This window comes from Burkholderia cenocepacia, assembly GCF_014211915.1.
In the GTDB taxonomy this organism is placed as follows: Bacteria; Pseudomonadota; Gammaproteobacteria; order Burkholderiales; family Burkholderiaceae; genus Burkholderia; species Burkholderia orbicola.
This window is the reverse complement of the sequence record NZ_CP060039.1, coordinates 975,064-992,631: the sequence shown is the minus strand read 5'-3', so window position 1 is coordinate 992,631 and position 17,568 is coordinate 975,064. Positions and strand designations below refer to the sequence as shown.

Genomic DNA, 17,568 nt, shown 5'->3' with positions numbered 1-17,568 from the left:
CGGCCTATCCTTTCCGAATACCCCTTGCCCGGGAGCGCCGCTCCACACCATGAAGACGAGCATGCAACGCAAGCTCGACCAGCTATCCACACGGCTGGCCGAACTGAACGACCTGCTGAGCCGCGAAAACGTCACGGCCGACCTCGACCAGTACCGCAAGCTGACGCGCGAACATGCGGAACTCGGCCCGGTCGTCGAGCAATACGCGTTATGGCGCCAGTCGCGCAGCGACGAAACGGCCGCGCAGGAGTTGCTGGCCGATCCGTCGATGCGCGATTTCGCGGAAGACGAAATCCGCAGCGCGCGCGAGGGCATGGCGCGCCTCGAGACCGAGCTGCAGAAGATGCTGCTGCCGAAGGACCCGAACGACGACCGCAACATCTTCCTCGAAATCCGCGCGGGCACGGGCGGCGACGAATCGGCGCTGTTCGCGGGCGACCTGCTGCGCATGTACCTGCGCTTCGCGGAACGCCAGCGCTGGCAGGTCGAAATGATGTCGGAGAGCGCGTCGGATCTCGGCGGCTACAAGGAAGTGATCGTGCGGATCGCGGGCCAGGGCGCGTATTCGCGCCTGAAGTTCGAATCGGGCGGCCATCGCGTGCAGCGCGTGCCGGCCACCGAGACGCAGGGGCGCATCCATACGTCCGCGTGCACGGTCGCCGTGATGCCGGAAGCCGACGAGATCGGCGAGGTCGAGATCAATCCGGCCGACCTGCGGATCGACACGTTCCGCGCGTCCGGCGCGGGCGGTCAGCACATCAACAAGACCGATTCGGCGGTGCGCGTCACGCACATCCCGACCGGGATCGTCGTCGAATGCCAGGACGACCGCTCGCAGCACAAGAACAAGGATCGCGCGCTGAAGGTGCTCGCCGCGCGCATCAAGGACAAGCAGTATCACGAGCAACATGCGAAGGAAGCCGCGACGCGCAAGAGCCTGATCGGCTCCGGCGACCGCTCGGAGCGCATCCGCACGTACAACTTCCCGCAGGGCCGGATGACCGACCACCGGATCAACCTGACGCTGTACCGGCTCGAGGCGATCATGGACGGCGATCTCGACGAACTGATCGGCGCGCTCGTCACCGAGCACCAGGCTGAGCTGCTCGCGTCGCTCGGCGAAGCCGACTGAGGCCACGATGTCCGACACCACCGCCGACGCCCTGTTGCGCGCCTCGCCGCTCGACCCGGTCGATGCACGCGTGCTGCTCGCGCACGCGCTCGGCTGGACCCGCACGCAACTGATCACGCGCGGCGACGCGCCGCTCGACGCCGCCGCGGTCGAACGCTACCGCGCGCTCGAAGCGCGCCGCGTCGCCGGCGAGCCCGTCGCGCAGCTGGTGGGGATGCGCGAGTTCTTCGGCCGCCCGTTCGACGTGACGCCCGACGTGCTGATCCCGCGCCCCGAAACCGAGCTGCTCGTCGAAGCCGCGCTCGATGCGATCGACGGGCTACCGCACGCAGCCGTGCTCGATCTCGGCACCGGCAGCGGCGCGATCGCCGTGTCGATCGCGGCCGAGCGGCCCGATGCGCGCGTCTGGGCGCTCGACCGTTCGCCGGCCGCGCTCGCGGTCGCGCAACGCAACGCCGACAAGCTGCTCGACGCGCGGCGCCCCGGCGGCCCGCCGCATTGGCTGCAGAGCGACTGGTACGCGGCGCTCGATCCCGCGCTCGGGTTCGACGCGATCGTCAGCAACCCGCCGTACATCGCGCAGCACGATCCGCACCTCGCGCAAGGCGACCTGCGTTTCGAGCCGCGCGGCGCGCTCACCGACGGTGCCGACGGCCTCAGCGCGATCCGAACGATCGTCGCGGGCGCCGGTGCCTATCTGAAACCGGGCGGCACGCTGTGGATCGAGCACGGCTACGACCAGGCCGAAGCCGTCCGCGCGATACTGGCGTCGCACGGCTTCGTCGCGGTCGAATCGCTCGCCGATCTCGCCGCCATCGAACGCACGACCGGCGGCCGCCTGCCGGGCTGACGCCCGGCCCGCCCGGTTGAAATCCGCTATCATTTCGATCTAACGCCCCGCAAACGCAAGGTCAGTCATGGACACCCAACAACGTATCAAGCAAATCGTCGACGAAAACCAGGTCGTGCTCTTCATGAAGGGCAACGCGCAATTCCCGATGTGCGGCTTCTCGGGCCGCGCCGTGCAGGTGCTGAAGGCCTGCGGCGTCGACCAGTTCAAGACGGTCAACGTGCTCGAGGACGACGAAATCCGTCAGGGCATCAAGGCATTCTCGAACTGGCCGACCATCCCGCAGCTGTACGTGAAGGGCGAATTCATCGGCGGCTCGGACATCATGATGGAGATGTACCAGTCGGGCGAACTGCAGCAACTGTTCGCCGCCGCGTAACACGCGGCACCCGCCCCCTTTCGATGGCATCTCCCAGCGCGCCGCCGCGCCGGCTGATCGTCGCGATCACCGGCGCCACCGGCGTGATCTACGGTGTGCGGCTGCTCGATCTGCTGCGCGCCGCCGGCGGCGTCGAAACGCATCTGCTGATTTCGAACGCCGGCTGGCTCAACATCCAGCATGAACTGAAGCTGCCGAAGGCCGATGTCGAAAGCCGTGCGGACGTCGTGCATTCGGTGCGCGACGTCGGCGCGACGATCGCGTCGGGCTCGTTCGCGACCGACGGCATGGTGATCGCGCCCTGCTCGATGAAGACGCTCGCGAGCGTCGCGCACGGGCTGTCCGACAACCTGATCACCCGCGCGGCCGACGTCACGCTGAAGGAACGCCGCCGTCTCGTGCTGATGGTGCGCGAAACGCCGTTCAATCTCGCGCATCTGCGCAACATGACCGCCGTCACCGAAATGGGCGGCATCGTCTTTCCGCCGCTGCCCGCGTTCTACGCGATGCCGAAGACGATCGAGGAACTCGTCGACCAGACCGTCACGCGCGTCCTCGACCTGTTCGCGCTCAGCGCGCCCTTCACGACGCCGTGGCCCGGCATCCGCCACGCACAGTAAGTCACACTTCTTCTGCGCGGATCTCCACCGATTCGCGCAGCAACTCCCTCCATTTCACGCCTTCTGATGCGACTCGGCATCCGAAAGCCTGCCTTCGCCACGATTATCAACAAACAAGCGTCAATCAAATTCCGTAGCGCCGATTTATCAATGCACGGTACACGCCTATAGTCACAGGCAAACCCTTTTTGCAGGTCACCACCATGAACCGCTTGCCTTCGCTGTACCTGTCCCACGGCGCCCCGACGCTGCCGATCGACCCGGCGCTGCCGTCCGGCGCGTTCACGCACCTCGGCGCCGAGTTGCCGCGCCCGCGCGCGGTGCTGATGCTGTCTGCGCACTGGGGCACGCAACGACCGGTCGCGAGCGTCGCCGCGCATCCGGACACGATTCACGACTTCTACGGTTTCCCGCAGGCGCTGTACGACATCCGCTATCCGGCGCCGGGCGCACCCGACGTCGCCGAGCGCGCGGCCGCGCTGCTGAATGCGGCGGGCATCGCGACCGCGACGACCGAACACGGCCTCGATCATGGCGCGTGGGTGCCGATGCTGCTGATGTTTCCGGAAGCCGACGTGCCGGTCGCGCAACTGTCGATCCAGCCGCGCGCGGACGCCGCGCATCACTTCGCGCTCGGCCGCGCGCTGCGGCCGCTGCGCGACGAAGGCGTGATGGTGATCGGCTCGGGCCAGATCACGCACAACCTGCGCGCCGCCGATTTCGGCGCGGCGCCCGAGGATGCGGACCCGCGCGTCGCGGAATTCACCGACTGGTTCGAGGCGAAACTGGCCGCCCGCGACGTCGACGCGCTGCTCGACTACCGCCGGCAGGCGCCGCACGCGGCGCTGATGCATCCGACCGACGAACATCTGCTGCCGGTCTTCACGGCGCTCGGCGCGGCGGACGACGACTACCAACTCGGCATCCAGTCGCTCGGCACCTATCAGCGCGTGCTCGCGATGACGAACTACGTGTTCGCGAGCGCCGGCGCCTGAGCCTGGACGGCGCCGCCGCCGCCGGGCCAACAAAAAGCCCGCCCGAGCCATGCCCGGGCGGGCTTTTTTCACTGCATCCTGCCGCCGCCGAATCCGGCGGCAGGTCAGGCGTCAGGCACCGACCCCTTCGAGGATCTCGTCGTGCGACTCACGCTCGTCGAGATACTGGGTCCGGTAACCGGTATTCACGCCCCAGAAGTAGAACACCAGCGAGATCGCCGCGACGATCAGCATGTCCCAGCCGTACGGCAGGTAGCCATGACCGCCGAACTCCTTGCTGCCGATCAGCGACAGCACCGCCATCGTCGGCAGGTACGCGACCAGCCACCATGCGGCCTTCAGGTCGGCGCCCCAGCCGGTCCAGCCCGACTTCGCCTGGAAGTAGAAATACACCGGCAGCGCGACGATCATCAGCAGGATGATTTCGCCCGTCAGCGGCCACTTCGCCCAGTACAGGATCAGCGAGGCGCACACGAACGCGAACGGCGCGATCAGCTTCATCAGCGGAATCGACAGCGGGCGCTCGATGTCGGTCGCCGAGCGGCGCAGCGCCATCAGGCTGATCGGGCCGGTCAGGTACGAGATCACCGTCGCGACCGAGATCACCGCCGCGAGCGAGCTCCAGCCGCGGAAGAAGAACAGGAAGACGAACGACACGAGCAGGTTGAACCACATCGCCTGGCGCGGCACGCCGTAGATCGGGTGCACGTTGCCGAACATCTTCGGCATCGTGTTGTTGCGCTCCATCGCGTAGATCATGCGGGTGGTCGTCGCCATGTAGGTCGTACCGGTGCCGCTCGGGCTGATGAACGCGTCGACGTACAGCAGGATCGCGAGCCAGTTCAGGTTCAGCGCGATCGCGAGTTCCGCGAACGGCGACGAGAAGTTGAAGTGCGCCCAGCCCTGCGCGACGTCGGCCGGATTCACCGAACCGATATAGGCCATTTGCAGCAGCACGTAGATCACGAGTGCCAGCAGGATCGACGTGATCACCGCGAACGGCACGCTGCGCGACGGATTGCGCGCTTCACCGGCCAGGTTCACCGGGCTCTGGAAGCCGTTGAACGCGAACACGATGCCGCTCGTCGCGACCGCGGTCAGCACGGCCGACCAGCCGTACGGCGCGAAGCTCGCATTCGATGCGACGCCGAGGTTCTCCGAGTGGAAGCTCGTCAGCATCAGGCCGAGGATCGTGAGGCCGGGGATCAGGAACTTGAAGATCGTGATCGCGGTGTTCGCCCGCGCGAAGGCCTTCACACCCCAGTAGTTCAGCATGAAGTAGACGACGACCAGCACGGCCGACAGCAGCAGGCCGAGGGTCTGCAATTCGCCGTTCACGAACAACGCGTGCGCCCACGAATACGGCCACGTGCTCATGTACTGGATCGACGCTTCGGCCTCGATCGGAATCACTGATACGATCGCGATCCAGTTGGCCCATGCGCTGATGAATCCCACCAGCGAACCGTGCGAGTAGCGCGCGTAACGCACCATGCCGCCCGACTCGGGGAACATCGCGCCCAGTTCCGCATACGTCAGCGCAATCGCCAGAATCACGACGGCGCCGATGATCCAGGCGCAGATCGCCGCCGGACCGGCGATCTTCGCGGCTTTCCAGGCACCGAACAGCCAGCCCGAGCCGATAATCGAACCCAGCCCCGTCAGCATCAATGCAAACGGGCCGATGTTCCGTTGAATAGAACTCTTCACATCCTCTCCTGTGTCTCAAAAAGCATGGTCGGCCTGCGGTCCGGGATCGGCTCGGACAGCACCGCGCACGCATTCTTGGGGGAGGGTCGCCCGATCGGGGCAACCCGTCCACGCGGCGCGTAGTTTAACGGTTGCACCTCGAACGTGGCGCCAAAATCGATCGCCCCCTACAAAAAATTCGCATCGCTTGCAAGCTTTGTAAACCGGATATCCGCAATAACCCTGAGAGCATGGGAATACGGTTGACCGTCAGACGGATTAGCCGTATAAAGGACTTCGCAGGATTTCAAGTGGCGAGTGAATTGGTTCTTTCGTAGTTCGCCCATCAACGGTACTCCGGTTGGTCCTATTACCCCTTCCTTGATTTTCCGCACCCCATGGGCTTCGGCCCCGTTTTATCTTTTTAGGAACAAGTAACATGGCAACCGGTACCGTCAAGTGGTTCAATGACGCAAAGGGCTTCGGCTTCATCACCCCGGAAGGCGGCGGCGACGATCTGTTCGCGCACTTCTCGGAAATCCGCGTCGAAGGCTTCAAGACGCTGCAAGAAAACCAGAAGGTTGAATTCGAAGTGAAGACGGGCCCGAAGGGTCTGCAAGCTGCGAACATCCGTCCGGTCTAAGCTGGCGCGATCATTCGTGTAAAAAAGCCCCGCTTCGGCGGGGCTTTTTGTTTTTTGGGCGCGGGTCGTCCGCCCGACATGGCGGCCTTTCAGCCGCCCGCCATTCAGCCGAACAATCGCTGCGCGTGAATGCCGAGACCCGTCGCGACACTCGCGAGGCGATCGCCGAACACCGGCTGCGCATCCGGGAACGCGCCGGCGAGCGCGCCCGACAGGAACGCGAGCCCCGTCGAACCGCCGGTGAAATACAGCGCCCCGACATCGCGCGGCGCCACGCCCGCGAGCCGCACCGTTTCGCGCGCGGCATCGACGATGCGTGCGGTATCGTCCCGACTCGCGTCGACGAGACGATCGGCGTCGAACGCGATCAGCAGATCCTCTTCCACGTCGTTCAGGTCGATCATCGTCTCCCCGCCCGCCGCGACGCCGATCTTCGCTTCCTCCGCGCGCGCCATCAGCGCGTGTCCGAGCCGCTGCTCGACCACGCTCGTGAGCCGGTCGTACTGCCGCACGTCCTGGTACAGGTGCTTCATCAGCTTGAGCTCGCCGACGCGCTTCGGCGTGTAGACGGTGTTGATCAGGTGCCAGGTCGCGAGATCGAAATAGATCTTGTTCGGCAGCTCGCGCCCTTCCGGGTCGAGCGAACGGTAGCCGAATGCGGGCAGGATCGCCGCCAGCTCGACCCGCCGGTCGTAGTCGGTGCCCGCGACGTGCACGCCGTGGTGCGCCAGCACGTCGTCCTTGCGCTCGAGCCGCGCCATCCGTTCCGGCCCGACGCGCACCAGCGAGAAGTCGGACGTGCCGCCGCCGATGTCGGCGACGAGTACCAGACGCTCGGCCGGCTGGCGCGACTCGTAGTCGAACGCGGCGGCGATCGGTTCGTACTGGAAGTGAACGTCCGCGAAGCCGACCGATCGCGCGGCCGCCTCGAGCTGATCCTGCGCGAGACGGTCGGCGCGCGGATCGTCGTCGACGAAGAACACCGGCCGGCCGAGCACCGCGCGGCCGATCGGCGCGCCTGCGCGCGCTTCGGCCTTGCGTTTCAGGTGCGTCAGGAAGCGCGCGATGATTTCGGTGTACGCGATCGCACTGCCGTCGCCGAGATCGGTGGTCGTTTCCGCGAGCGGCGAGCCGAGGATGCTCTTCATCGAGCGCATCAGCCGGCCGTCGAAACCGTCGATATAGGAAGCCAGCGCCGCCCGGCCGTATTCGACCGTCTCTTCGTCGTTGTTGAAGAAGATCGCGGTGGGCAGCGTCAGGTGGTCGCCCTCGACGGGCGCGAGGCGCATGCCATCGCCGTCGGGCAGCGCCACGGCGGAATTGGACGTGCCGAAATCGATCGCGCAGTAAGTCATGGGAAATTGCCGCAGCAGGGCCGGCGCGAAAACGGAAAGGACGGGCTTTTTAACATGAAGCCCGCGCGATCACAACCGGGGCCGGCCACCGATGCCGCGCAACGGGCGCCGGTGGCGACGGCGCGCGGCATGGCGCACCGGAAACATGCGCGGACAGGATGCGCGATGCAGCCTGCCCGCCTGCGGAGTCAGGCCGCCGCGTCGAAGCTCTTTTTCCACGCACCCGCGTAGACGACTTCGCCGATCGCATGGCGCGTGCGCGGTGCCTTCTCGCGATCGCGCAGCACGGGATCGAGCTTGTCGACGTTGCCGTAGTGGCCGAGCGAGATGATCGACGCGATCGCGACGTCCGCCGGAATCGCGAACGCGTCGCGGAACGCCTTCGCGTCGAACCCGCTCATCTGGTGCGCGGCGAGGCCGAGCGCGTGCGCCTGCAGCACCAGCGACATCGCGGCGGCGCCGGCGTCGTACAGCGCGGTCGGCGCCGGCTCGCCCTTCGGGGTGAGCGTGTGCGCGGTGACCGCGATCAGCACAGGCGCCGGTGCGTTCCAGCCCTGGTTGAACGGCACCAGCGTCGCGAACGCGCGTTTGAACGCGTCTTCGTCCTGGGTGCGATCGAATACGATGAAACGCCACGGTTGCGCGTTATACGCGGACGGGGCCCAGCGTGCCGCTTCGAGCACCGCGTGAAGATCGCCGGCGCTGACGGCTTCATCCGAATACGCGCGCGGGCTCCAGCGGCCCGCGATCAGATCGTGAATCGAAACAGTGGTGGGAGCAGGTTTGACAGACATGCGGTTCCTCGCTGACATCGATGAAGGGGCGCGAACGCCCGGCAAACCGCAAGCATACCCGCTTGAGCGACGGCGCGCCCGATCCTGCCGCGCTATGCAAATCTCCGTGCGTGCAATGGCCGGCCGCAGCGCGTGCGGCCGGCCGAATCCGCCCCGATCAGGCTGCCTGCGCCGCTGCGCGCGACGGGCCGCGGTTGATCCGCAGCACGATCAGCGCCCCGATGATGCACAGCCCGCCCGAGATCATCGACGCGATCGTATAGGTGCCGAGACTCGCGCGCAGCAGCCCCGCGCCGAGTGCCGCGAATGCCGCGCCGAGCTGGTGGCCGGCCACGATCCAGCCGAACACGACCGGCGCCGCGGCCTTGCCGAACACGTCGGTCGCGAGCCGCACGGTGGGCGGCACGGTCGCGATCCAGTCGAGCCCGTAGAACATCGCGAACAGCGGGAGCCCGAAGAAATCGATCCCGAACGCATGCGGCAGATAGATCAGCGACAGCCCACGCAGCCCGTAATACCAGAACAGCAGCACGCGGTTGTCGTAACGGTCGGACAACCATCCCGACAGCGTCGTGCCGAACAGGTCGAAGATGCCCATCGCCGCAAGTAGCGACGCGCCCTGCACTTCGGTCATCCCGTAGTCGCTGCACATCGCGATCAGGTGCGTGCCGACATAGCCGTTGGTGCTCGCGCCGCAGATGAAGAAGCTGAAGAACAGCAGCCAGAAGTCGCGCGAGCGGCTCGCCATCAGCAGCGTGCGGAACGCGACCGCGAGCGGGTTCTCCTTGGTCGCGTCGGGCGCGGGCGGCGCATCGGCCGGCTCGCCGTACGGGCGCAACCGCACGTCGGCCGGCCGCTCGGGCAGCAGGAACGCGACGAGCGGAATCACGATCGCGGCCGCCACCGCGACGACCAGCACGACCGGCCGCCAGCCGTGGCGCTGCGCGATCGCCGCGAGCATCGGCAGGAACACGAGCTGGCCGGTGGCCGTGCTCGCGGTCAGGATGCCCATCACGAGGCCGCGCCGCGCATGGAACCAGCGCGTGACGAAGGTCGCGGACAGCGTCAGCGCGACGACGCCCGTCGAGCAGCCGACCATCAGCCCCCAGATCACGACCATCTGCCAGCTCTGCGTCATCATCGACGACAGCGCGACGCCCGCGCTCATCGTCACCAGCGCGGTGAGGATCGTCGGACGCAGCCCGAAGCGCTGCATCGCGGCGGCCGCGAACGGGCCCGTCAGACCATACAGCGCGATGTTCACCGAAATCGCCAGCGAAATCGCCGCCCGGCTCCAGCCGAGCTCGCGTTCGAGCGGCACCATCAGCACGCTCGGCGTCGCGCGCGTGCCGGCTGCCGCCAGCAGGATCAGGAATACCACCGCTGCCGCGAGCCATCCGTAATGGAAGCGTCCTCTGATTCGTGCCACTGCCCAGTTCATCTTCGCGTTCTCCAGTTGGCGGTTGCGGTGCCATTGCACCTGCCCCGCCCCGACCAGGCCACCTCCGCCGCGCATTTCAACATCGGCTGACCCGGGCCGACGCTTGGCATTCGTCTGTTGATCCGGCCGCGATTGTTACCGACCAGTCACAAGTGTGTTGCGATCGTAGTTACCAGTCGGTAACATGTCAAGCAATCCATTACGTAGTCGAGGGTCATCATGTCGGGCATCGAGGCCGCCAAACCGCCGGCGCGGCGCACGCGCCGGCCGATCGACGGCGCCACCGCGCAGGAGCACCTGCTGCGTGCCGCCGAGGAGCTGTTTTACAAGGAAGGCGTGCGCACGGTCGGCGTCGAGGCGGTAGTGGAACGCGCGGGCGTGAACAAGATGAGCCTGTACCGGCAGTTCTCGTCGAAGGACGAGCTGATCCTCGCGTATCTGGAACGCATGGACGCGTGCTTCTTCGAGCGGCTCGACACGAGCGCCGCGAAGCATCCGGGGCAGCCGAAGGCGCAGTTGATCCAGTACTTCGTCGATCTCGCCGAGCGCGCGACGCAAAAGGACTATCGCGGCTGCCCGTTCGTCAACGTCGCCGCCGAATTCCCGGATGCGTCGCACCCGGCGCGCGAACGCGTCGCGCAGAACAAGGAGCAGTTGATGAAGCGCCTCGTCGCGCTGTGCGAAGGCGCCGGCGCACGGCAGCCGAAGGCGCTCGCCGATGCGCTCGCGCTGGTGGTCGAAGGCATCTACGCGGCGAGCCAGACCTACCGGCACGGCGAAACGCCGATCGGCAGCGCGCCCGCGCTCGTCACGCAGTTGATCGAAGCCGCCTGCGCGTGACGGGCCGCGCGGGTTCGTCCGCGGCGCGCCCGCTACAATGCGGCCCTCATAGCCCTTCCGCCCGACTGGTATCACGATGACCGACACCCGCCCCGACTCGCACGACGACATCCTCGCCGCCACGCGGCACTGGCTCGCGCGCGCGGTGATCGGGCTCAATCTGTGCCCGTTCGCGAAAAGCGTCTACGTGAAGGAACAGGTGCGCTACGCGATCAGCGAAGCGACGACCCTGGAGGACGCGCTCGCCGAACTCGAAACCGAGCTGCGCTTGCTCGACGCGGCTGACCCGCAGCAGATCGATACGACGCTCGTGATCTACCCGCATGCGTTCGCCGATTTCGTCGACTACAACGATGCGCTGTTCTTCGCCGAGCGGCTCGTTCAGCAATTGCGGCTCGACGGCGTGCTGCAGATCGCGAGCTTCCATCCGCAATACCAGTTCGACGGCACCGAACCCGACGACATCGAGAACTACACGAACCGCGCGCCGTATCCGATCCTGCACCTGCTTCGCGAGGACAGCATCGCGCGCGCGGTCGACGCGTTTCCGGACGCGTCCGCGATCTACGAAAAGAATCAGGAAACGCTGCGCCGCCTCGGCCACGAAGGCTGGCGCGAATGGATGCGCCGGCCGGGCGACGACGTGTGACGTGTGCCGCGCGGGCGCCATGCCTGCGCCGCCGCGCCGTCAGCCTTCGGCCGGCTCGACGGCGGCGTCGCCCGCCGCAGCGGCTTGCGCGACGAAGAAGCGCTCGTTCAGCTCGGCGAGCCCGAACATCCCGAGGATCTCGTTCAGCCGCTCGCCGGGCTTGCGGCGCGGCAGGTTCTTGTACTGCGCGATGATCAGCTCGTTCTTCATCGAATGCTCCCAGCCGACCAGCTCGGTCACGCTGACCTGGTAGCCGTGCGCCTCGAGCTGCAGGCAGCGCAGCACGTTGGTGATCTGGCTGCCGAATTCGCGCGTATGCAGCGGGTGCCGCCACACCTCGGTCAGCGCATTCGCGAGCGACTTGCCCTTGTTCTTGCGCAGCACGCCCGCGACCTCCGCCTGGCAGCACGGCACCAGCACGATGTGCTGCGCGCGCTTCGCGAGCGCGAAGCGGATCGCGTCGTCGGTCGCCGTGTCGCACGCGTGCAGCGCGGTGACGACGTCGACCGTGTCGGGCAGTTGCGGCGACGTGATCGAATCGGCGACCGACAGGTTCAGGAACGACATGCCGCCGAACCCGAGCCGCGCGGCGAGCTCGGTCGAGCGCATGACGAGTTCCTCGCGCGTCTCGATGCCGTACACGTGCGACGCGAACGCCGGCGTGCCGTGCCCCGGCTGCTGCTTGAAGAACAGGTCGTACAGGATGAAGCCGAGATACGACTTGCCGGCGCCGTGATCGACGAGCGTCACGTGGCCTTTGTCGGCCTGCACGCCGGCGAGCAGCGGCTCGATGAACTGGAACAGGTGATAGACCTGCTTCAGCTTGCGGCGGCTGTCCTGGTTCAGCTTGCCGTCGCGGGTGAGGATGTGCAGTTCCTTCAGCAGCTCGACGGACTGCTCCGGGCGGATTTCGTGGGTCTTGTTCGACATCGTGAAGCGCCGCCGGGCCACGGTCGGTCGACCACGGCCCGGCGGCGGAAATTCGTGAGGAATGGCGACAGTTTACCGAAAATACGCGGTCAGGCCCGGGCGCCGAGCCGCCACAGCGACGTGACCTCGGCGCGACGCGCCGCATGCAGCGGATCGTCGGCGTCCGTCGACTTCGGGTGCGCCGGTCGGATGTCGTCGCGGCCGAGCACGACGAGGCCGGCTTCGTCGATCCATTGCAGCAGGGTTTCGCGCGACCGCAGGCCGAGATGCTCGGCGAAATCGGACAGGATCAGCCAGCCTTCACCGCCCGGCTCCAGGTGCGCGACCAGCCCGGCGAGGAAACCGCGCAGCATGCGGCTGTCGGGATCGTAGACCGCGTATTCGATCGGCGCGCTCGGCCGGGCCGGCACCCACGGCGGATTGCAGACCACGAGCGGCGCCCGGCCGGCCGGAAACAGATCGGCCTCGACGATCTCGACCTGGCCGGCATGACCGAGCCGCGCGACGTTCTCGCGCGCACAGGCGAGCGCACGCGGGTCCTGGTCGGTCGCGACGATGCGCTCGACGCCGCGCGACGCGAGCACCGCCGCGAGCACGCCGGTGCCCGTGCCGATATCGAACGCGAGCGACGTCGCCGGCAGCGGCGCACGCGCGACGAGCTCCACGTATTCGCCGCGCACCGGCGAGAACACGCCGTAGTGCGGATGGATCGGCGCGCCGCCGAGCGCAGGGATCGGCACGCCCTTCTTGCGCCACTCATGCGCGCCGACGAGACCGAGCAGTTCGCGCAGCGACACGACCGACGGCGCGCCGCCGGGGCCGTACGCCTCCTCGCAGGCCGCACGCACATCAGGCGCGCGGCGCAGCGGGATCGTGTAATCGGCGTCGAGCGGGATCAGCAGCATGCCGAGCGTGCGGGCGCGCTGCGATTGCGCGAGACGATGCAGGTTGAATGCTTCGACGCCGGCCGCGGCTTTCGCCTTCTTCGGCTTGCGTTCGACACGGCGCGCCATCGCCTGCACGAGCTGGCGCGCATTCTGGAAGTCGCCCTGCCAGACGAGCGCGGTGCCCTCGCACGCGAGGCGGTAGGCCGCGTCGGCGGTGAGGCGGTCGTCGGCGGGCACCGCGCGCTTCGGCGGTTGCACGCCGGCTTCGGAGCGCCAGCGCACGGCATGATCGACGCCGTCGGCGTCGGTCCAGTGGAAAACGGGGGAATCGGTCACGCGAACTCGGTTACGGTTGACTTCAGCGGCGGCGAGAATTCGCCGCGCGGACCACACCATACCGCGCTTTGCCCGACCCGGCAAAACGGGCGCCGCGACGGCCGCCCGAGAGCGTTCGCCGCGGCGCAATCGTCGATCAGCCGAGATCGACGGTTTCCGCGATGGGCGCATCGCGCTTGACGGCCGCGATGCCGTTCTCGCGGCCTTGCACGGTTTTGTACGTCTCGCTCGTGCCGATGATCTGGTGGTTGGCTGCCTTCAGATTGAACATCGGTTCACCGTTGTGCGCGAGCTTGCGCTCGTAGCGCTCGTCCAGCGGCGCGTTTTCCCGCACGGACGCGATCCCGTTCCTCGCGCCGCTTTTCTCCTCGTACCGCTCGCTCGCGAGAATGATCTCGCCGTTCGCCGACTTCAGGTGGAAGTAGTACTGGCCGTTCACGGCCTTCTTGAGCTCGAATTTTGCCGCCATGGATTTCCCCTAAAAGAACGTCCCACCCTCGGACATCGACAAGTGTATAAGGGCGCGCGCGGACCAAAATCGAGATTCCACAGAGATAAGCATTAAAGACTGTCAAATAGTGAATTTTCAGACACATTTGACCGACGTTGAATTCAGACCGAACGACCTACCCGCCCCACCCCGGCATGGTCGGCAGGCGCAGTGTGCCCGCATCGTTGAAGTGCACGGTGCCCAGCACGCTGCCGGCGAGCCGGCCGCGCAGCGCGTACGGCAGTTCGCCGTTCGCGGCCGCGCCGGGCAGGTTCCACGCCTGCCGCGCGGCCGCGAAGGCCGACACCGAAACCGGCACGTCGAGCACGGCTTCGCCAAACCGCGGCACGGTGCCCGCCCGATCGCTGACGCCGCTCGCGAACGGCGTGCCGTTCAGGTCGAGCGCGACCGAGATGCCGTCGTAGTCGATCGGCGCATCGTTCGGATTCTGCACGCGCAACTTCAGGCTGAAGCGCATCTCGAGGCCCTGCCCGACGAGCGGGTCGAGCCCGGCGACCGACACGCGCACCGGCTCGCGCGTGAACCCTGCACAACCGCCGAGCAGGAACACGGCCGCGAACAGCAGCAACACGGCGCGCAGCGGCGCGATATGGAACAGGGCTCGTGGCATGGGACAGTCTCCTCGCGGCAATCGGTGAACGGGTCGTCGATGCATTGTACCGACCATGCCAACCGCCACCGGGTTTCGTAGTTTTTGCAGCACCGCAAGATCGTTAATAGATTAAAACTACGAAATTACCGGCCAAACGGAAAGCGCATTAATGACTTTCAGCATTCAATGAAGCGCCCGGAATTCAATAGATGCTCTTTCTAAATTTTTCGTTTCCTTTACCCAAAACCATCAAGTATATTTACGCATCCTTGGAGCAAGCCGACAAACCTTGAAGCCGCATGACGGCGAATTTACGGGACGGCGACACGCTGTCCTTCCGTCCTGCGGACTGGCCCGGCCAGCCCCGTAGGTCGTCGGTTCAAAGGGATTGCGCGCCCGCGTCGGGCGTGCGGCCCCGTGTCGTGCGCGCGAAATCAATTCAGTACAACACGCGCCCGGCCATTTTGAACCGGCCAGTTAACCGACATCCGGAAATTCAGAGGGGGCAGTAAACCATGATTACCTTTACGTAGTCGGCCGCCGTCTTTTCGAATAATCCGTCATTGGCATTTTTTCGCTGTTGATTAAACGGCGAGGGGATTGCTTTTGCCGGCGCTTTCGCAGCACTGAACGATTCTTTCAACAATCGAGGTTTCAGTCATGTCGATTCATATTCGCAAGATGCGTTATCTGCCGCTCGTCGCCGCACTCGCGCTCGCCGGGTGCGGCGGCGACGACGGCGGTGCGGGCTCCGCTTCCGCGCTCAGCTCCGCCGGCGCGCCGCATACCAGCTCGTCGCCCGCCGTCACCGCGCCGCCGAGCGCATCGAACGTCGACAAGAGCGTCTCGCCTGTCGAATTGCCGGACACCGTGGTGCCCGTGAACTACCGGCTGTGGTTCCGCCCGAACGACGCGCTGAACGCGTTCGACGGCCGCGCCGACGTCGAAATCAAGGTGCTGAAGCCGGTCAACAACATCGTGATCGCCGGCCACCGGATCAAGTTCACCAACGGCCGCATCACGCTGCAGCCGGGCAACATCCAGCTGATCGCGACGCCGCAGGACAAGGGCGACTTCTATCAGCTGCGCCCCGTCGCCGGCACGATCGCGCCGGGCAACTATTCGCTGCACATGGAGTGGTCGGGCATCATCAACTTCAAGTCGTACGACGATCCGGCCACGCAGACGGGCGGCAGCTGCGGCGACGATCCGTATCCGGGCTGCTCGGCCGCGGAAGGCGTGTTCCGCGTCGACCTGAAGGGCACCGACGGCAAGACGAGCGGCGCGATCCTGACGCAGGGCGAAACCAACCTGTCGCGCCAGTGGTTCCCCGGCTGGGACGAGCCGGCGTTCCGCCCGACCTATGAAGTGACGGCCGAAGTGCCGCAAAGCTGGCGCGTCGTGTCGAACGCGGCCGAGAAGCCGTCGACCAACGTCGGCGGCGGCTACAAGCTCGTGCAGTTCGAGAAGACCCCGCCGATGCCGTCGTACCTGCTGTTCTTCGGCGGCGGCCTGTTCGACACCTACGAGGACGACTTCACGAGCCCGCTGCCGGGCGGCAAGGGCGGCCTGCACCTGCGCGTGTTCACGCCGCCGGGCATGAGCGAGTGGGCGAAGCCGGCGATGGACCGCACCAAGCAGGCGCTCGACTACTATTACCGCTACACGGGCATCCCGCTGCCGCTCACGAAGTTCGACACGGTGGCCGCGAACGATGCGTTCAAGGAGCAGAAGGACCTGAACTTCGGCGGGATGGAGAACTGGGGCTCGATCCTCGAGTTCGCCGACGACATCCTGCCGCAGCCGGGCCAGCCGATGTCGCACTACGGCAACGAAGTGCTGACGCACGAAGTGGCGCACCAGTGGTTCGGCGATCTCGTGACGACCGACTGGTGGGACAACGTGTGGCTCAACGAATCGTTCGCGACGTTCTTCGAGACGAAGACGACGATCCAGTTCTTCCCCAACGAGTTCAGCTGGCTCGACCAGGTGAAGAACAAGTATCGCGTGATCAATCGCGACATCGGCCCGAACGCGTTCCCGGTCGCGCCGAACTTCAACGACTGGGCGTCGAACGACTTCGTGCTGAGCGCCAGCGCGTTCACGTACGACAAGGGCGGCCACGTGCTGAAGACGCTCGAGAACTATCTCGGCGAGCAGACGCTGCGTAAGGGCCTGCAGCAGTACCTGGTCGACTACTCGTTCGGCAACGGGACGCCGAAGCGTCTGTGGGATGCGCTGTCGAAGGAAAGCGGCCAGGCGGTCGGCCCGATCGGCGACAGCTACGTGCGTCAGACCGGCGTGCCGCTGATCTCGCTCGACACGCAGTGCGACCTGACGAAGAACCAGACGGTCGTCACGCTGAAACAGCAGCCGTTCCCGAACAAGAACGCGTATCCGGGCCTGCAGTGGACGGTGCCGATCACGCTCGCGTACGGTCAGGGTCTCGCGAAACGCACGACGCTCGCGCTGAAGGATACGCAGGCGCAGACGCGGATCGAAGGCTGCACGGGCGTGGTCGCCGATCCGAGTGGTCTCGACTACTACGTCGTGAACTACAGCGACACGGCCTGGAGCGGGCTGCTCACGCAGGTGAACAACTCGACCGATCCGGTGCTGCTGGCGAACCTGAAGAGCGAAGCGGCGCTGCTCGTCGCGAACAACCTCGCGCCGGCCTCGCGCTCGACGTCGATCGGTTCGGTCGCTTCGCCGGCCGCGATGAAGCTGCGCCAGACGCCGACCTTCGGCGGCATCGAAGCGGTGACGAAGGAACGTCCGGCACGGCAATACCAGGGCCTCTTCAAGCCGCGCAAGGTAGTGACGCAGTAACGGTGCGCGTCCGGCCGGTACCGCGCGCCCCGCGGCGCCGGCCGGCGTACCGGTTTCTCCGACCTGTTGACGGGCCTCGCATGCGAGGCCCTTTTT

The 17,568-nt window shown here is 66.3% G+C and carries 17 protein-coding genes; 9 read left to right on the top strand and 8 right to left on the bottom strand.

Annotated elements, in window-relative coordinates; translation table 11 throughout:
* The first annotated feature begins 49 nt into the window (after positions 1 to 49).
* From prfA to SY91_RS04655, 5 genes are all read left to right on the top strand, one after another.
* Positions 50 to 1,132, top strand: a complete 1,083-nt coding sequence (gene prfA, locus SY91_RS04675; protein ID WP_006477064.1) for a peptide chain release factor 1 — start codon at positions 50 to 52, stop codon at positions 1,130 to 1,132.
* A gap of 7 nt (positions 1,133 to 1,139) precedes the next feature.
* Positions 1,140 to 1,982 carry a peptide chain release factor N(5)-glutamine methyltransferase gene (gene prmC, locus SY91_RS04670; protein WP_023475754.1) on the top strand — a complete coding sequence of 281 codons (843 nt, stop codon included), beginning with the start codon at positions 1,140 to 1,142 and terminating at the stop codon, positions 1,980 to 1,982.
* Positions 1,983 to 2,049: 67 nt separating this feature from the next.
* Positions 2,050 to 2,361: a Grx4 family monothiol glutaredoxin gene (gene grxD / locus SY91_RS04665; RefSeq protein WP_006477066.1), complete on the top strand. Its 312-nt coding sequence runs from the start codon at positions 2,050 to 2,052 to the stop codon at positions 2,359 to 2,361.
* Between the two features lie 23 nt (positions 2,362 to 2,384).
* Positions 2,385 to 2,981, top strand: a complete 597-nt coding sequence (locus SY91_RS04660; protein WP_023475753.1) for a UbiX family flavin prenyltransferase — start codon at positions 2,385 to 2,387, stop codon at positions 2,979 to 2,981.
* 203 nt (positions 2,982 to 3,184) lie between these two features.
* The gene (locus SY91_RS04655) at positions 3,185 to 3,976 is read left to right on the top strand and encodes a DODA-type extradiol aromatic ring-opening family dioxygenase (protein ID WP_011546549.1); all 792 of its coding nucleotides are present in this window, start codon (positions 3,185 to 3,187) and stop codon (positions 3,974 to 3,976) included.
* A gap of 111 nt (positions 3,977 to 4,087) precedes the next feature.
* Here SY91_RS04655 and SY91_RS04650 read toward each other — a convergent pair whose 3' ends face one another.
* Positions 4,088 to 5,686 carry an APC family permease gene (locus SY91_RS04650; RefSeq protein WP_006477069.1) on the bottom strand — a complete coding sequence of 533 codons (1,599 nt, stop codon included), beginning with the start codon at positions 5,684 to 5,686 and terminating at the stop codon, positions 4,088 to 4,090.
* Between the two features lie 418 nt (positions 5,687 to 6,104).
* Here SY91_RS04650 and SY91_RS04645 point away from each other — a divergent pair, with 418 nt between their 5' ends.
* Positions 6,105 to 6,308, top strand: a complete 204-nt coding sequence (locus SY91_RS04645; RefSeq protein ID WP_006477070.1) for a cold-shock protein — start codon at positions 6,105 to 6,107, stop codon at positions 6,306 to 6,308.
* Positions 6,309 to 6,412: 104 nt separating this feature from the next.
* Here the strand turns inward: SY91_RS04645 and SY91_RS04640 are convergent, their stop codons facing one another.
* The 3 genes from SY91_RS04640 to SY91_RS04630 all read right to left on the bottom strand — a co-directional run bounded on the left by SY91_RS04640 (position 6,413) and on the right by SY91_RS04630 (position 9,898).
* Positions 6,413 to 7,663 (bottom strand): Hsp70 family protein, encoded by a 1,251-nt coding sequence (locus SY91_RS04640; protein ID WP_006477071.1) that lies wholly within the window; start codon positions 7,661 to 7,663, stop codon positions 6,413 to 6,415.
* A 188-nt stretch (positions 7,664 to 7,851) separates the two neighbouring features.
* Positions 7,852 to 8,457 (bottom strand): nitroreductase family protein, encoded by a 606-nt coding sequence (locus SY91_RS04635; protein WP_011546552.1) that lies wholly within the window; start codon positions 8,455 to 8,457, stop codon positions 7,852 to 7,854.
* A 157-nt stretch (positions 8,458 to 8,614) separates the two neighbouring features.
* On the bottom strand, positions 8,615 to 9,898 hold the full coding sequence (locus SY91_RS04630; protein ID WP_034174630.1) for an MFS transporter: 1,284 nt from the start codon (positions 9,896 to 9,898) through the stop codon (positions 8,615 to 8,617).
* Between the two features lie 219 nt (positions 9,899 to 10,117).
* Here SY91_RS04630 and SY91_RS04625 point away from each other — a divergent pair, with 219 nt between their 5' ends.
* On the top strand, positions 10,118 to 10,738 hold the full coding sequence (locus tag SY91_RS04625; RefSeq protein ID WP_006477074.1) for a TetR/AcrR family transcriptional regulator: 621 nt from the start codon (positions 10,118 to 10,120) through the stop codon (positions 10,736 to 10,738).
* Positions 10,739 to 10,814: 76 nt separating this feature from the next.
* Positions 10,815 to 11,387, top strand: coding sequence for a DUF1415 domain-containing protein (locus SY91_RS04620; protein ID WP_006477075.1), 573 nt, complete (start codon positions 10,815 to 10,817; stop codon positions 11,385 to 11,387).
* A gap of 39 nt (positions 11,388 to 11,426) precedes the next feature.
* Here the strand turns inward: SY91_RS04620 and SY91_RS04615 are convergent, their stop codons facing one another.
* The 4 genes from SY91_RS04615 to SY91_RS04600 form a co-directional block, all read right to left on the bottom strand.
* On the bottom strand, positions 11,427 to 12,317 hold the full coding sequence (locus SY91_RS04615) for a class I SAM-dependent methyltransferase (RefSeq protein WP_043887253.1): 891 nt from the start codon (positions 12,315 to 12,317) through the stop codon (positions 11,427 to 11,429).
* Between the two features lie 89 nt (positions 12,318 to 12,406).
* Complete coding sequence (locus tag SY91_RS04610) at positions 12,407 to 13,540, bottom strand: methyltransferase (RefSeq protein WP_043887252.1); 1,134 nt, start codon at positions 13,538 to 13,540, stop codon at positions 12,407 to 12,409.
* 136 nt (positions 13,541 to 13,676) lie between these two features.
* On the bottom strand, positions 13,677 to 14,009 hold the full coding sequence (locus SY91_RS04605; protein WP_011546557.1) for a YegP family protein: 333 nt from the start codon (positions 14,007 to 14,009) through the stop codon (positions 13,677 to 13,679).
* Positions 14,010 to 14,166: 157 nt separating this feature from the next.
* The gene (locus SY91_RS04600) at positions 14,167 to 14,661 is read right to left on the bottom strand and encodes an LEA type 2 family protein (protein WP_023475746.1); all 495 of its coding nucleotides are present in this window, start codon (positions 14,659 to 14,661) and stop codon (positions 14,167 to 14,169) included.
* Positions 14,662 to 15,303: 642 nt separating this feature from the next.
* On the opposite strand from SY91_RS04600, the gene SY91_RS04595 reads away from it, so the two are divergent.
* A complete protein-coding gene (locus tag SY91_RS04595; RefSeq protein ID WP_023475745.1) occupies positions 15,304 to 17,472 on the top strand; it encodes a M1 family metallopeptidase in 2,169 nt (722 codons plus the stop codon).
* The last annotated feature ends 96 nt before the right edge of the window (positions 17,473 to 17,568 follow it).

Bases quoted from the DNA above. Each gene is read 5' to 3' on its own strand.
- prfA (WP_006477064.1), top strand. From the start codon at position 50: ATGAAGACGAGCATGCAACGCAAGCTCGACCAGCTATCCACACGGCTG.
- prmC (WP_023475754.1), top strand. From the start codon at position 1,140: ATGTCCGACACCACCGCCGACGCCCTGTTGCGCGCCTCGCCGCTCGAC.
- grxD (WP_006477066.1), top strand. From the start codon at position 2,050: ATGGACACCCAACAACGTATCAAGCAAATCGTCGACGAAAACCAGGTC.
- SY91_RS04660 (WP_023475753.1), top strand. From the start codon at position 2,385: ATGGCATCTCCCAGCGCGCCGCCGCGCCGGCTGATCGTCGCGATCACC.
- SY91_RS04655 (WP_011546549.1), top strand. From the start codon at position 3,185: ATGAACCGCTTGCCTTCGCTGTACCTGTCCCACGGCGCCCCGACGCTG.
- SY91_RS04645 (WP_006477070.1), top strand. From the start codon at position 6,105: ATGGCAACCGGTACCGTCAAGTGGTTCAATGACGCAAAGGGCTTCGGC.
- SY91_RS04640 (WP_006477071.1), bottom strand. From the start codon at position 7,663: ATGACTTACTGCGCGATCGATTTCGGCACGTCCAATTCCGCCGTGGCG.
- SY91_RS04635 (WP_011546552.1), bottom strand. From the start codon at position 8,457: ATGTCTGTCAAACCTGCTCCCACCACTGTTTCGATTCACGATCTGATC.
- SY91_RS04630 (WP_034174630.1), bottom strand. From the start codon at position 9,898: ATGAACTGGGCAGTGGCACGAATCAGAGGACGCTTCCATTACGGATGG.
- SY91_RS04625 (WP_006477074.1), top strand. From the start codon at position 10,118: ATGTCGGGCATCGAGGCCGCCAAACCGCCGGCGCGGCGCACGCGCCGG.
- SY91_RS04620 (WP_006477075.1), top strand. From the start codon at position 10,815: ATGACCGACACCCGCCCCGACTCGCACGACGACATCCTCGCCGCCACG.
- SY91_RS04615 (WP_043887253.1), bottom strand. From the start codon at position 12,317: ATGTCGAACAAGACCCACGAAATCCGCCCGGAGCAGTCCGTCGAGCTG.
- SY91_RS04605 (WP_011546557.1), bottom strand. From the start codon at position 14,009: ATGGCGGCAAAATTCGAGCTCAAGAAGGCCGTGAACGGCCAGTACTAC.
- SY91_RS04600 (WP_023475746.1), bottom strand. From the start codon at position 14,661: ATGCCACGAGCCCTGTTCCATATCGCGCCGCTGCGCGCCGTGTTGCTG.
- SY91_RS04595 (WP_023475745.1), top strand. From the start codon at position 15,304: ATGTCGATTCATATTCGCAAGATGCGTTATCTGCCGCTCGTCGCCGCA.